Raw genomic sequence first — 14,802 nt, forward strand, 5'->3', positions numbered from 1 at the left:
CTAAATAGCATGCCAACTAAAAATGATATTGTTTTAAGACCTCGATTTAAAATTGAGTTAAACGAAAGTAACGACGTTGTTTTAAAACGCTTCGAAGATCTAAAAACTTCACAGAAGAACTTCACTATTACTAGAATTGATAATCACGTTTTCATAAAATATCCTAAGAAAGACCAGCACTTTTGGTCACCACAATTACATTTGGAAATAGATGAAGTAAATGCCAATACTAGCTTACTTCATGGCTTATTTGGACCGAACCCCACTGTTTGGACCATGTTTATGTTTCTGCATTTTATGGTAGCTGGACTTTTTATTGCCTTCGGTATTTGGGCGTATACTAATTGGAGCCTAAAAACTGGTTTTATAGTACAAGCAAGCCTGATGGTACTGATGGTAATTATATGGTTTGTACTTTATTTTGCAGGTAGAATAGGAAGGGATTCCAGCAAAAAAGAAATGATGCAGCTACACGATATTATGCAAAGTATCTTACAACAAAAAAAGCCTTAATTGAAAAGAGGCTCAACCAAAGCTTTTAAACTAACTAACTCAAACTCAACAAAACTAAATTTTTGAGATGTACAAATATCTATTTAATATGTTAAGCTATAGTTACCTAATTAAAAAGTAATTATTAGCTTTTAGTTATTATTATAACCAAAACGTTTAAGCTGGTTTTGATTACTTCGCCAGTTTTTATTGACTTTTACATACAACTCTAAGTGAATTTGTTTTCCAAAGAAAACTTCTAAGTCTTTTCTAGCCTCAACCCCTACACGCTTTAACGCACTACCCTTGTGACCTATAATAATACCTTTTTGTGTTTCGCGTTCCACCATAATTACCGAGCGAATTCTGATGATGTTTTCTTCCTCAAAAAACTCCTCTGTTTCTATTTCTACAGCGTATGGGATTTCCTTTTTATAATGAAGTAGAATTTTTTCTCTTATTTTTTCATTTATAAAAAAGCGTTCAGGTTTATCTGTTAACTGATCTTTTGGATAAAATGGTGGTGACTCTGGTAATAATTCTAAAATACGATTAAACACCTCCTTTACATTGAAACCTTGCAAGGCAGAGATTGGAAATATCTCCGCATTAGGTACTTTTTTAGCCCAAAGTTGTACCTGACTCTCTAATTGTTCTTGATTTGAGGTATCAATTTTATTTAATAAAAGTAATACTGGAATTTTAGAATTGGTGATTTTATTAAAGAACTTTTCATCCTTTAAATTTTGTTCGCCAATTTCAACCATATAAATTAAAATATCGGCATCTTCAAAAGCAGATTTCACAAAATCCATCATCGAAGCCTGTAACTCGTATGCTGGTTTAATGATTCCAGGGGTATCACTTAATACCACCTGAAAATCGTCTCCATTCACAATTCCTAAAATACGGTGCCGTGTAGTTTGTGCCTTTGAAGTGATGATAGATAATTTTTCACCTACAAACGCATTCATCAATGTAGATTTCCCTACGTTAGGATTACCTATAATATTAACAAAACCAGCTTTATGACTCATCTTTAAAATTTATTACAAATTTACAATCTATTTATTTTCTAACGGCTAAAAAAAAAACAGGAAGCGCAATCGCTTCCTGTTTTTGATATTTTACATAAATAAATAAATTATTTATCGAGAATCTCTATCAATTCAACTTCAAAAACTAAAGCAGAAAAAGGCTCAATAGCTCCTCCTGGTCTTGGGTTTGCGCCATAAGCTAATTCTTGAGGTATAAAGAATTTGTACTTAGCTCCTTCGCTCATTAATTGCAAACCTTCAGTCCATCCTTTAATCACCTGAGTAACACCAAATTCAGTTGGCTCACCTCTATCTACTGAACTGTCAAAAACCGTTCCGTCTATTAATGTTCCATGGTAATGCACTTTTACTCTATCAGCAGTTGTTGGTTTATCACCGTTTCCTTCTTTAAGTACAATGTACTGTAGACCACTATCCGTTGTCATTACACCTTCATTGTTAACATTTTCTTTTAAGAATGTTTCTCCAGCTTCTTTATTAGCGCCAAATTTTTCTTCGGCTTCTTTAGCAGCACGCTCTTGCTGTCTTTTCATTATTTTTTCACGATTCTTTTGAAAATACGTTTGTACCAGTCCTTGAGCCATGGTTTTATCGAACAATACATCGGCAGAATCCAGAACATTTAAATAACCAGCCAAGAACAAATCATTGTTAATGTCCTCAAAATTCGTAAGCACACTATTTCCAACATCCATTCCAATGGCATAACTTACTGAATCTATTTCCGTTTTTAATGCATCCTTAGTCACCGCTCCTGGTTTATTTTGGCATGAAGCGAAACTTATAACAATTGCTAAAATTGATAATTTAATTAATCTCATAGTGTAATCTTGTTTTTAAATTGCGCCAAAAGTAACGAAATTAAGTACATAAAAAAAACGTATTAACGTTCTATTTAGAATGAAAAATTCTCCCTAACTGCTAGCATATTCATCTTTGGAACATGTGAGTTATATTTTCTGTACTATAAACGTTTCTACCTCAACTTCACTTTTTTTACCTACACCACCAAGACATGAGCAACATATTAATAACACATTTCCAAAAGAACTAAACTGTATGGAGTATTTATAACAACCTTACCATTAACAATATTTCCATAAGTACCAGAATAAAAGTCATACACTTTTTCTTCTTCTGAAAAAAAATTGAGAATGTTTATAACCTTCTCTCCCTCGGGCAAATCCATTGCAACAACAACAGTATCTTTGTAATCATCTTTTTCAAAAGTTCGCGAAAACACAAAAGGGGCTTTAGAAATCGTTTGATGGACACCAGCACCTACAGCAGGATGATTGGCACGAAACTGCCCCAATTTTTGCCAATGCCTTAATATATTTTGCGTTTTCTCTTCGTTTCTAACTGCCTCCCAATTCATAAAAGAGCGCAAGGTGGCATCGCCTACAGTTCCTTCAACAACCAAAGAACGTGCCGACTCATCACCGTAATATACTTGGGAAGTCCCGGGGCATAATAATAATTTATTTGCTGTTTCATAAGGTTTTTCCCTTGAAGGGTCAAAAGGCTGCCCGTCATCATGGGAACTTAAATAGTTTAAAACACTATAGCCTTTTAAATTAGACTTTAAAATATGGGAATACTTTTCAAAGAACATCTCTGTTGGCATTTGTTTCGCATTCCATTTTGCCTCAAAATTGATTAATCCATCAAACGCATCATCAAAATAATTAACTTTTTTATCTCCAAAATCAAAAGCTTTTCCTGCAGAAATACCATAGTTATAGACCTCCCCAACCAAATAAAAGTCGTTATCATCTAGAGCTTTATCAGCATTTCCTTTTTTATATTCGGCAAAAGCATAATCGCATTCTTTTTTAAACTCTTGCCAAACATAGGGCTCTGTATGTTTAACGGTATCCACACGATAGCCGTCAATCCCAAACTCTATGATATAATCCGTGAGCCATTTCATAATGTAAAACCTTGGCGCTCTTGGGTGGCCTGTTCTTTTAAAAAAAGCATCCAATTCGGCGATTTCTTGCTCGTATCTACCTTCTGCTTTCCATTTTTCAATCAATTGCGGTGGTAATTCTACCGTTTCATTACTTTCGGTTTTAATATCGGGAAGGTTTTTTACCAAGGTACAGGTTACCGTATTCTCATAAGATTGATAATTACATTGTGGTTCGGTTCGCACCCATCCTTCCGGCCACAAAGGGTCTTTCTCGGTTACAGGTCCGGTATGATTAATTACAGCATCCAAAAGAATACGAATACCGTTTTTATGAGCCGTTTCAACCAATTCATGTAAATCTGCTTTTGTGCCAAAATTCGGGTCAATGGCTGTCCAATCTTTAGCCCAATAACCATGAAACCCGTAGGTTACTCCAGTGCCCTCGTCTGTCCCTCCGTGAATTTGCTCTACTATAGGTGTCAACCAAATGGCATTAACACCCAAATTGGTAAAATAGCCTTCCTTTATTTTTTGTGTAACGCCTTTTATGTCGCCACCTTTAAAACCACGGAGTTTCGCCGTTTCCAAGCTTCTATCAAAATTGATGTCGTTTGATGTATCACCATTATTGAATCTATCAGTTAATAAAAAATATATATTCGCTCCTTCCCAAACAAAAGGCATTTTGGGCTTTTCTAAATGTGTTTCCTTGTTATTCTCACAATTGAAAAGCACTAAAAAAGATAATAGTATTAATATATATCGTTTCATAGATTTACTTTAGTTTTAAGATGAAAGATTCTAAAGGCTTTAACTGTAATTTTATACTCCCAATTCCGTTTTCAACTTTTAAAGTAGATGCAAACGTTTTATATAATTGGTCTTCAACTTGATAATGCTGATTTGTTAGCTGCCAAATTTCTACAACCGCCTTCGGAAGTTTAAGGTGGAACCTATAACCATTTTCAGCATCAAAATTTGAAACAATGATTAATTTTTCGGTATTATCCCATCTTACAAAAGACATCAGTTTATCATTGTAGTATTCTGTGTTTTCTCTATTGTAAACATGGATATCATGATACGCACCCATTAATGCACTACTATGTATTGTAAAATTTAGTAGGCGTTTATAAAAATCCCTTAAATTTTTTTCCTCATCTAATAATTGTCCACCATCAAATTGTTTATTGTTAACCCATCGCTGGTGTGCAGGTACGCCTACATAATCAAAAATAGAGGTTCTGGTGGGCGACCCAAACCCAGCGTTTTCAGAACCATCCTCCCCTACTTCCTGTCCAAAATAAATCATCGTTGGCGCTGTTGTTGATGTTACCGAAACCACCATAGCTGGTTTTCCTTTTTCAGGATTTCCTGCAAAATCTGGGCTTGCCAAACGTTGCTCGTCATGGTTTTCCAGAAAATGCAACATGTGATGCTCAATATCTTCTAACTCATTAAAAATTGGTGGAATATTGTCTGTACTTCCTTTTCCTTGGATTACTCTTTTAATGGTATCATATAGTTGCACCTTGTCATACAAATAATTCATTTTCCCTTTTTTAATATAATCTCTATAAAGGGCTGGATTATAAACCTCAGCTAATAGAAAAGCTTCAGGATTTTTCATTTTTATAGATGAATTCATAAAACTCCAAAATTCAACGGGCACCATTTCTGCCATATCATAACGAAAACCATCCACTCCTTTTTCTAACCAATACATTGCAATATCCCTAAATTTTATCCAAGAATTAGGAAGGTCTTTATCATTCCAAAACTCGAAGTGTTTTTTATAATCTTCATTTTCAAAACCATTAGGTAATTCATCAAAATCCTTTTGTCCTTCTGGCGAAACGCCATAATTTACCTTAACAGTTTCGTACCAATCGTTCATATCAGGTTGTGATAATCTTGAACCATTGCCCGTCCATTTAGCTGGTTGTTCTGGAAAGTAATTATCTTCGAGTGGATGTTTTTCATCCCTTAGAGGAGAATAGCCGTTTTTCCACTCTGGCACTTTAAAGGTTTCATTAGGGTTGTAATAGAAATTGTTATTCTTGGTGTAAACTATCGAAGTATCATCACCCTCACCAAAATCCTTCACGCCCTCTGGCTTGGAAATACTTTTATAGTTTCGCGCTACATGATTTGGAATGATATCAATAATCACTTTCATTCCAACTTTATGTGTTCGCTTTACTAAAGCTTCAAATTCTTCCAATCTGTTTTCAACATTTACAGCTAAGTCAGGATTAACATTGTAATAATCCTTAACAGCGTAAGGTGAACCAGCACGCCCTTTTACAACATCAGGATCATCGTTTGAAATACCATATTTTGTATAGTCGTTAATCACTGCATGATGTGGCACACCCGTGTACCAAATATGGCTTACACCCAAATGCTTAATTTCAGCTAATGCTTTTTCAGTAAAATCATTGAATTTACCAACACCGTTTTCTTCAATAGTACCCCAAGGTTTGTTGGTTGTATTCGTGTTCCCAAACAAGCGAGTAAACACTTGATATACTACTATTTTTGTTGTCGTTGTTGTCGTTGTTGTCGTGGTTATTTTGTGCACCTTTACGCCTCCCTTTTCATTTTTGCAACTTAAAATAAAGAGCATTACAACTACTATGTATTTTGTGAGTTTCATTTGCTTAATAACATATAGAAAGGCGTTTACACTAAATGCAATTTTTGTTTTATTAAAATATTGTAGAGAGTAGAATCGCTCCTTTTTCTTCTAAAACAAGCCGCTCTCCCCAAAGCACATTAACATCTGTTAGAATATTTTTTAGCATCTTACCATTTAAACCAATTTCCTCAAACCTGTTTAAGTCAAGTTCAACAGTGGCTTCGTTCTTGTTCATTATAAACACAACAGTTTCATCATCATGAATTCTAAACAGAACATAAATGCCGTTTTCTGGAGCAAAATGAACCGTTTTTCCTTCATGGATAGCAACACTTTGCTTTCGGTAATTTAATATGTTTTTAAGGTAAACCTGCATGTCCTTTTGCCCAGTGGTCAAGCCGTCTCCCGTGAATGCATTTATCATATCACCTTCCCAACCTCCTGGAAAATCACTTCTAATTAATCCATGATCTCCTGGTTTATCAAAATCGTGCATTAAAATTTCTGTACCGTAATAAATTTGTGGAATTCTAGGTACGGTTAAAACATAACCTAATGCCATTTTAGTATTTATAATATCTCCATGAAGTTGAGTAAAAATACGACTCATATCATGGTTATCAGGAAACACCATAATGTCTTTTGGTGTGGCATAATAAAAATCGTTTCCAAGAGCTTCATATAATTTAACAAGTCCTATATCCCATCCTTCCTCCTCATTAAACGCCTGAACAATGGCGCGTTGCATAGGGAAATCCATGGGCGATTTTAAATTAGATTTATAACCATCCCTATTATTGGCGCCATCTTGCCAATATCCAACTATTAATGGGTTATAACTCCATTCCTCCCCAACAATACTAAAATTAGGATACTCACACATAATTGCTCCTGCCCATTTACTCATAAAGTCCTTATCAGGATATGGGTAAGTATCTTGACGGATACCTCCTAAATTTGCAGTTTCTATCCACCAAATACTGTTTTGAATGGTGTATTTGGCCATAAAGGGATTGCGTTGGTTTAAATCTGGCATTGCAGATACAAACCAGCCAACGCTCATATTCTCCTTATCGATTTCTGAAGCGTATATATCCTGATTTACAGTACGCCTGTGATTGGTAGTGATGCTTTTATCACCATGCCATTCCTCCCTATGTTTTGTGTAATTTTGTTGATGGTTTACCCAATCATGAAAAGGTAAATCTTTCATCCACCAATGCTCTAAACCACAATGATTTGCAACTTGGTCCATAATTAACTTCATACCTTTTTCTGATAATTTGGATGACAGCGCAAGGTAATCTTCCAAAGTACCGTAACGCGGATCTATCTCATAATAATCCGTAATTGCATAACCATGGTAGGAGCTCTGTGGCATATCATTAGTTTGTAACGGACAAGGCCAAATGGCAGTAAAGCCTAAGTCTTCAATATAATCTAAATGATTTATAACACCCTGAATATCCCCGCCATGTCGCGCATAATCATCAGTTCTATCGATGGTTTTTTCTAGCATGGTTTCAACCACATCATTATTTGGGTCACCGTTTGCAAATCTATCTGGTGTAATTAGGTAAATAACATCACTACTATTAAAACCTACATAAGCTTCTGAAGGCTTCTCTCTGGATTTCAGCGCATAGGTTTGCACCAAATCATCTTGACCTTCCTTTTTAAAATAAATATTGAACTTACCAGGTTTTGTGGCTTCCGATATATTTAAATCAATAAACAGATAATTAGGGCTATCGGCTTCATGAACCTTTTCTATAGAGACACCAGCATATGATATTTCAGGAGTCCATGCTGAAATATTAGGATGATGAATCAATAGCTGCAAGGATGCGTTTTTAAAACCCACCCACCAATTTAGCGGCTCAATTCTTTGAATATCATCTTTTTCAACTATTACCTTTGTTTCCTTAGCCTTATCCTCGGCCATATTGTTTTTCTTTTTACAAGCTAAATTTACAGCAAATACAAACACTAGTGTAATTAAAACTAAGTGTTTTATTTTTTTTTGATATCTTAAGTACTTGGTCATCTCAATTGATTTTTACTTAACTTCATTTATTGAAATAGCATAACCGCCACCAGGTGCTGAGCGTAATGACAATTTAGATTTACTCGTTACCTTCTTATTAGTAATGGTATAAGCTTGAGGGTTGCTTTTATAATGTGCATCTTTTGCATCTGCATAAATGATAGCTATATATTTTTTACCTTTTTCTAGAAAATCCAATGAAATTGTAGAAGTTCTTGGTGTATTTCCGTTTACGTTGCCAACATACCAATCGCCTCCATCTTTTTCTTTTCTAGCTATGGTGATATAATCCCCAGGTTCTGCTTCTAAATACACGCTTTTATCCCAATCTATGGCAACATCTTTTATAAACTGAAACGCATCCATAAACTGCTCGTAATGTTCTGGTAAATCTGCTGCCATTTGCAATGGGCTGTACATGGTGACATATAGCGCTAATTGATTGGCAATAGTACTATTAACATGGGAGTTGTTATTAGGATTTAGTTTACTGATATCCATTTCAAAAATTCCTGGTGTATAATCCATGGGGCCACCGATTAATCTCGTAAAAGGTAAAATGGTAACATGATTTGGGTTAGACCCGCCGAAAGCTTGGTATTCTGTTCCGCGTGCAGATTCGTTTCCAATTAAATTGGGGTAAGTTCTACAAATTCCTGTAGGTCTTACAGCCTCGTGAGCATTTATCATAATTTCATAATCTACAGCTTTTTCAAGCGCATACTGATAATGATTGTTTATCCATTGACTGTAATGACGCTCTCCACGCGGTAAAATATTCCCAACATAACCACTTTTTACAGCATCATACCCATTGTCCTTCATAAATTGATAAGCGCTATCCATATGGCGCTCGTAATTTCTAGTAGACCCCGAAGTTTCATGGTGCATCATCATTTTTACATCTTTGGACTTTGCGTACTCATGAATTTCGTTTACATCAAAATCTGGATAGGGTGTTACGAAATCAAACACATAATCTTTGGATTTCCCAAACCAATCTTCCCAACCTTCGTTCCAGCCTTCAACTAAAACTGCATCAAACCCATGCGTTGCAGCAAAATCGATATAACGTTTTACTTTTTTATTATTTGCCGCATGAGTGCCATTAGGCTTTACTTGTGAATAATCGGTAACGCCTAACTGAACCGCTCGTATTTCGTCAGTATAAGCCCAAGAACTTTTTCCAGTAATCATTTCCCACCAAACTCCAATATATTTTACTGGTTTTATCCATGATGTTTCCTCAATAGCGCAAGGTTCATTTAAATTTAATGTCATTCTGGACGCCAAAATATCCCGAGCATCATCACTTACTATTATAGTACGCCACGGCGTTTTGCATGGTGCTTGCATATAGCCTTTATCTCCTTTAGCATCGGGTGTTAACCAAGATTCAAAAACCATGTTTGCTTCATCTAAGTTTAAATGCATACAGGCATAATTAATTAAAGCGGCTTCGTGTAAATTGATATACAAACCAGCATCCGTTTTCATGATTAGAGCTGTTTGAACCCCAGTCTTAGAAAATTGTTCCTGAGATGCATTTCCTGTTACGGCTTTATCAAACTTTTCATTAATTTCTGATAGTTTAGATTCTGTATAATCGTATTCTTGCGTATCATAATCTCCAGGAATCCACAATGCCGTATGGTCTCCTGCCATGGCGAATTGCGATTTCTCTTCTTTAATAATGAAATACACAAGATTGTCTTGTTGCGGAAACTCGTATCGAAAGCCTAAACCATCATCAAATAGTCTAAATCGAATCAACATCAATCTATTGGTTTCGTTTTGCTTTAAAGTTACCGCCAATTCATTGTAATGGTTTCTGACGTCTTTCTCTTCACCCCAAACAGGTTGCCAAGTTTCATCAAAAGTTGCTGTTGTTTCATCAACAATTTTAAAATCATCTAGCAAGGATTTATCATCATTTTTAAGCTCTAAACCTAAATGACTTGGTTTTATCACCACTTGATTTTTATAGCTTAATTCATAGGTTGGCATGCCATCATTTTCCAGAGAAAACTGCATGGTAAATTCACCATTTGGAGATTTTAATTCCTGAGCACTAACACGATTAGATAATGACAACAGAAAAATAATATGGATTATAAAAAATGACTTCATTATTGAAATTTTTAATTTATTTAACTCACAGCCTTCAACACATTGCTTTCCAAAACCACTGGCTTATTATTACATAGAAGTTCTAATGCTTCACCGCACAACATTTCAAAATAGGTTTGCTCTTGGGTAACGCTCACTTTTAAAACATGGTCTCTAAAATTCACTTTAAAAGAATACCCCTTCCATTGCTTAGGGATTTTTGGAGTGAAAGACAGCTTTCCGTCTTTAACACGCATACCGCCGAAACCTTCAACTATACTCATCCAAGTACCAGCCATGGAGGTAATATGTAAGCCTTCATGAACCTCGTGGTTATAATCGTCCAAATCTAATCTCGATGTTCTTAAATAAAACTTATAGGCTTGTTCCATTCTACCTAATTTTGCAGCTTGAATGCTATGTACACATGGTGACAAGGAACTTTCATGGACTGTAAACGGTTCGTAAAAATCAAAATGGCGTTCTAACGCTTCATCTGTAAACTGATCTTCAAAGAAATAGAAACCTTGTAACACATCGGCCTGCTTTATATATGGGGAGCGCAAAATTCTATCCCAACTCCATTTCTGATTTATTGGTCGTTGCGATTTTGGTAAATCTTCAACAGTTATCAACTCCTTATCTAAGAACCCATCTTGCTGCAAAAACACTTGATGTTTTTCAGAATAGGGAAAGTACATATTATCTGCCACCGCCTTCCAAAGTGCTAATTCCTTTTTAGTCAGTTTTACTTTTTTAGCAATTCTTGAGAAGCCAGTAGAAAACTCATCTTCAATTTTTTGTATTTGTTCTAGGGTATAATCAATACACCATTTTGCTAGATAATTAGTATACCAATTATTATTTACATTGTTTTCGTACTCGTTAGGTCCTGTTACTCCTAGGATAACATACTTACTTTTATCTTTTGAATATGTAGCTCGTTGTTGCCAAAAACGAGAAATTCCAATCAGAACTTCCAATCCTTTTTCTGGGATATAGCTGTAATCTCCAGTAAAACGATGGTAATTATAAATAGCAAAAGCTATAGCGCCATTTCTGTGGATTTCCTCAAAGGTAATTTCCCATTCGTTATGGCATTCTTCTCCGTTCATTGTTACCATGGGGTATAATGCCGCACCATTAGAAAACCCTAGTTTTTCAGCATTTTCTATCGCCTTTTCTAAATGGTTGTAACGGTATTCTAAAAGTGTTCTAGCTACGTTTTGATCTTTGGTCGCCATATAAAACGGAATACAATAAGCCTCGGTATCCCAATAGGTACTGCCTCCATATTTCTCGCCTGTAAACCCTTTTGGCCCAATATTTAATCTTGAATCTTTACCTAAATACGTTTGATTTAATTGGAAAATATTAAAACGAATACCTTGTTGTGCTTTTACATCCCCATCTATAGTGATGTCTGCCATTTCCCAAATATTTGCCCAAGCTTTTTTCTGGTCTTCTAATAACTTTGAATACCCTTTTTTAGTTGCGGTCTTCAACACCTTTTTTGCAACCTTTATTAACTCAGACTTATTATGATTTCTATCAACAGTGTAACCTCCATATTTTTGAATACTATAAGTATCTCCCTTTTTTACCGGATATGCGTAACTGAATGCAACATGATTTGAATCTGCTACAACGTTATGCTCAACTATAATGGGTTTATTAGATATAAAAACTTTAGATTCCATAAACGTACAGGTATGGAAATCGGTTTTCATAGTTTTAGCCTCAATAAACGCTTGATTGTTAATATGACTAACATCTGTAGTATCCCAAAACTTATCATCCCAATTGGTGTCTTCATTGGTAATTCCTGAATCTAAGTAAGGTTGAAATATGATTTCGGCATCAGCATTCAAAGGTGTAATTTCATAATTGATAGCACCAACCTCATCTAAATCTAAACTTAAAAAGCGTTTTACGAATACCTCAACTTGAATATCATTGGGCAACCTAGCTTTGAAACTTCTGGATAGCCAACCTTCTTTCATGTTCAATTCCCTACGGAAACCATCAACAGATGTACAGGTATTCAAATCTAACTGCTCGCCATTAACTAGCACGTCAATACCTATCCAATTTGGCGCATTCAACACTTTAGCGAAGTATTCGGGATAGCCGTTTTTCCACCAGCCAACACGCGTTTTATCTGGATAATATACTCCAGCTATGTAGCTGCCTTGAAAGGTGTCGCCTGTATATTGTTCTTCAAAATTTGCACGTTGCCCCATGGCCCCGTTACCAATGCTAAATAAGCTTTCGGAAGATTTAACGCGATTTGCATCAAAACCTTCTTCTATGATGGACCAATTATTTGGTTTTATATAATCTTGGTTCATTTTTTACTTTTTGTTTTTTCTGAAATCACCTCTGTGAAGAAATTCGCTGGTATTTCAGTTAGGTTGTTAAAATTAAAATCGGCTGCACTTAGTGTATTTTTATCTCCAATACCAATGGAAATCATGTTCGCACAATTTGCGGCCTCAATGCCTGCAATGGCATCTTCAAAAACGATGCATTGTTCGGGTTTGAGATTGAGTTTTTGCGCACCAATTAAAAATACTTCAGGATCTGGTTTTGCTTTAGAAACACTATTACCATCTACAATTCCTGCAAATCTATCCAGTAATTTTACCTGCTCTAAGATTAGAGGTGCATTTTTACTGGCCGAACCTAATACATAGTGAATTCCTAATTCATCAAGTTTATCTAAAAGTTCACTTGCTCCAGGAAGAATTTCCTCTGGTCCCATTTTGTGGATATACTTGAGATACTCTTCGTTTTTGCTAATCAAGAACTCTTGCTTTTTTTCTTCGGAAAGTTCCACGTTACCAATTTCTAGCAAGATTTCTAATGACCTTACGCGACTCACACCCTTTAATAATTCATTGTGCGCTTCAGTAAACTCAAAACCTAAGTGATCAGCAAGATCTTTCCATGCTAAAAAATGATACTTAGCAGTGTCTACAATAACACCGTCTAAATCGAATATGGCTCCTATTTTATTCATTTTTTACGATTGAATTACATCATCAACATCTTTAACCTTATACACTAAAGATGCTGCTATTAAAAAACTAATCCCACTCATTACTAAAGCGAATATGGCATGGTTATCATAAGCATATTTTACAAGCGGCCCACCAATTAAAGCATTAATGATTTGAGGAATTACAATGAAAAAATTAAATATTCCCATGTACACTCCCATTTTCTTTGGGGAGATAGAACCTGCAAGAATAGCATAAGGCATAGCCAAAATACTTGCCCATGCAATCCCTACCCCAATCATGGAAATAATGAGCCAATTTTTATCTGGCATAATGTAGATGGACAACAGACCTAAACCACCAATTATCAAAGACACCGAATGTGTTTTTTTTCGTCCAATTTTCTTAGCAATATATGGCAATGCAAAGGCATAAAATGCTGAAACGAGATTATAGACTCCAAACAAAATCCCAACCCAATCGCCCGCATCTTGGTAAGATGCACTGCTGCTATCTGTAAAGGGTAACTTGTAAATATGCTGTGCAATTGCTGGTGTTGCAAAAACCCACATTCCAAAAAGTCCAAACCAAGAAAAGAATTGCACCCAACTTAATTGGCGCATCGTAGTTGGCATTTTTTTGAAATCCTCAAAAATATCCAATAAACTAGATTTTTCTTCTTCGTATACTATGGTAACACCATCTTCTTCGGCTTTTTTGGCTTCAAACTCCGCTAATTCTTCTGGCGAATATTCTTTTGTAGTAGAAACGGTAACCAAAATTGAAACAACTAAAACAACCGCTCCAATTATAAAAGAAAGAATTAAATTTAATGGCACAGCGCCTTCAGTAGTGGCATTAGATACTCCAAACCAATTGGCCAGAACATAAGGCAGCCATGAGCCAATTACAGCACCAATTCCAATTAACGCAGTTTGTACACTAAATCCTAGAGTACGTTGATCTGTTCTTAAATTATCTCCAACTAGAGCACGAAATGGCTCCATGGCAATATTGAAAGATGCATCCATTATCATGAGCATTCCTGCCCCCACCCAAAGTGCAGGTAAAAATGCAATGAAAATATCAGCTTGAGGCATTAAAACTAATCCAATTGAGGCTAAAATTGCCCCGACTAAAAAGTAAGGTTTTCGTCGTCCTAAACGTGTCCATGTTTTATCGCTATAGTGCCCAATAACAGGTTGAACAATTAGCCCCATAAGTGGTGCTATTATCCAAAACCACGATAGTTCGTGAACATCTGCTCCAAAAATTTGAAGTATTCTACTTGCGTTGGCATTTTGGAGCGCAAACCCCATTTGTATTCCCAGAAATCCAAAACTCATGTTCCAGATTTGCCAGAAACTTAATCTACGCTTTTCCATGAAATAGTATGTTACATTAATACTACTTGATAAGCGCTATACTTATCAAAACCTATTGTGAGAAGTGAAAATATAAGTCTTGATTTCTACTCAAAGATATAAAAGAATTTTAGTTTTCCTAATTACATGTGTTTAACAGGAAAGCATTACGAA

Annotated in this window: 10 protein-coding genes; 1 reads left to right on the plus strand and 9 read right to left on the minus strand. The window is 35.5% G+C overall.

Going from position 1 to position 14,802, the window contains the following annotated elements:
* Positions 1-9: 9 nt before the first annotated feature.
* Positions 10-513, plus strand: a complete 504-nt coding sequence (locus BMY39_RS14155) for a GTP-binding protein (protein ID WP_092580838.1) — start codon at positions 10-12, stop codon at positions 511-513.
* Positions 514-644: 131 nt separating this feature from the next.
* Here the strand turns inward: BMY39_RS14155 and era are convergent, their stop codons facing one another.
* From era to BMY39_RS14200, 9 genes are all read right to left on the minus strand, one after another.
* Positions 645-1,529, minus strand: coding sequence for a GTPase Era (gene era, locus BMY39_RS14160; RefSeq protein WP_092580840.1), 885 nt, complete (start codon positions 1,527-1,529; stop codon positions 645-647).
* Positions 1,530-1,636: 107 nt separating this feature from the next.
* Entirely contained in the window at positions 1,637-2,371 is a 735-nt protein-coding gene (locus BMY39_RS14165; protein ID WP_092580842.1) for a BamJ family beta-barrel-assembly machinery protein, read from the minus strand.
* A 206-nt stretch (positions 2,372-2,577) separates the two neighbouring features.
* Positions 2,578-4,236 (minus strand): alpha-amylase family glycosyl hydrolase, encoded by a 1,659-nt coding sequence (locus tag BMY39_RS14170; protein WP_092580843.1) that lies wholly within the window; start codon positions 4,234-4,236, stop codon positions 2,578-2,580.
* Positions 4,237-4,240: 4 nt separating this feature from the next.
* Positions 4,241-6,124 (minus strand): alpha-amylase family protein, encoded by a 1,884-nt coding sequence (locus BMY39_RS14175; RefSeq protein WP_092580845.1) that lies wholly within the window; start codon positions 6,122-6,124, stop codon positions 4,241-4,243.
* 52 nt (positions 6,125-6,176) lie between these two features.
* Positions 6,177-8,153 (minus strand): glycoside hydrolase family 13 protein, encoded by a 1,977-nt coding sequence (locus BMY39_RS14180; protein ID WP_177176616.1) that lies wholly within the window; start codon positions 8,151-8,153, stop codon positions 6,177-6,179.
* Positions 8,154-8,165: 12 nt separating this feature from the next.
* Complete coding sequence (locus BMY39_RS14185) at positions 8,166-10,283, minus strand: glycoside hydrolase family 97 protein (RefSeq protein ID WP_092580847.1); 2,118 nt, start codon at positions 10,281-10,283, stop codon at positions 8,166-8,168.
* A gap of 20 nt (positions 10,284-10,303) precedes the next feature.
* On the minus strand, positions 10,304-12,613 hold the full coding sequence (locus BMY39_RS14190; RefSeq protein ID WP_092580850.1) for a glycoside hydrolase family 65 protein: 2,310 nt from the start codon (positions 12,611-12,613) through the stop codon (positions 10,304-10,306).
* The gene (pgmB, locus tag BMY39_RS14195; protein ID WP_092580852.1) at positions 12,610-13,284 is read right to left on the minus strand and encodes a beta-phosphoglucomutase; all 675 of its coding nucleotides are present in this window, start codon (positions 13,282-13,284) and stop codon (positions 12,610-12,612) included. The genes BMY39_RS14190 and pgmB overlap by 4 nt, the downstream gene beginning before the upstream one ends.
* A gap of 3 nt (positions 13,285-13,287) precedes the next feature.
* Entirely contained in the window at positions 13,288-14,649 is a 1,362-nt protein-coding gene (locus BMY39_RS14200; protein WP_092580854.1) for an MFS transporter, read from the minus strand.
* Between the last annotated feature and the right edge of the window lie 153 nt (positions 14,650-14,802).

Origin of the sequence: Hyunsoonleella jejuensis (genome assembly GCF_900111025.1) — a bacterium.
In the GTDB taxonomy this organism is placed as follows: Bacteria; Bacteroidota; Bacteroidia; order Flavobacteriales; family Flavobacteriaceae; genus Jejuia; species Jejuia jejuensis.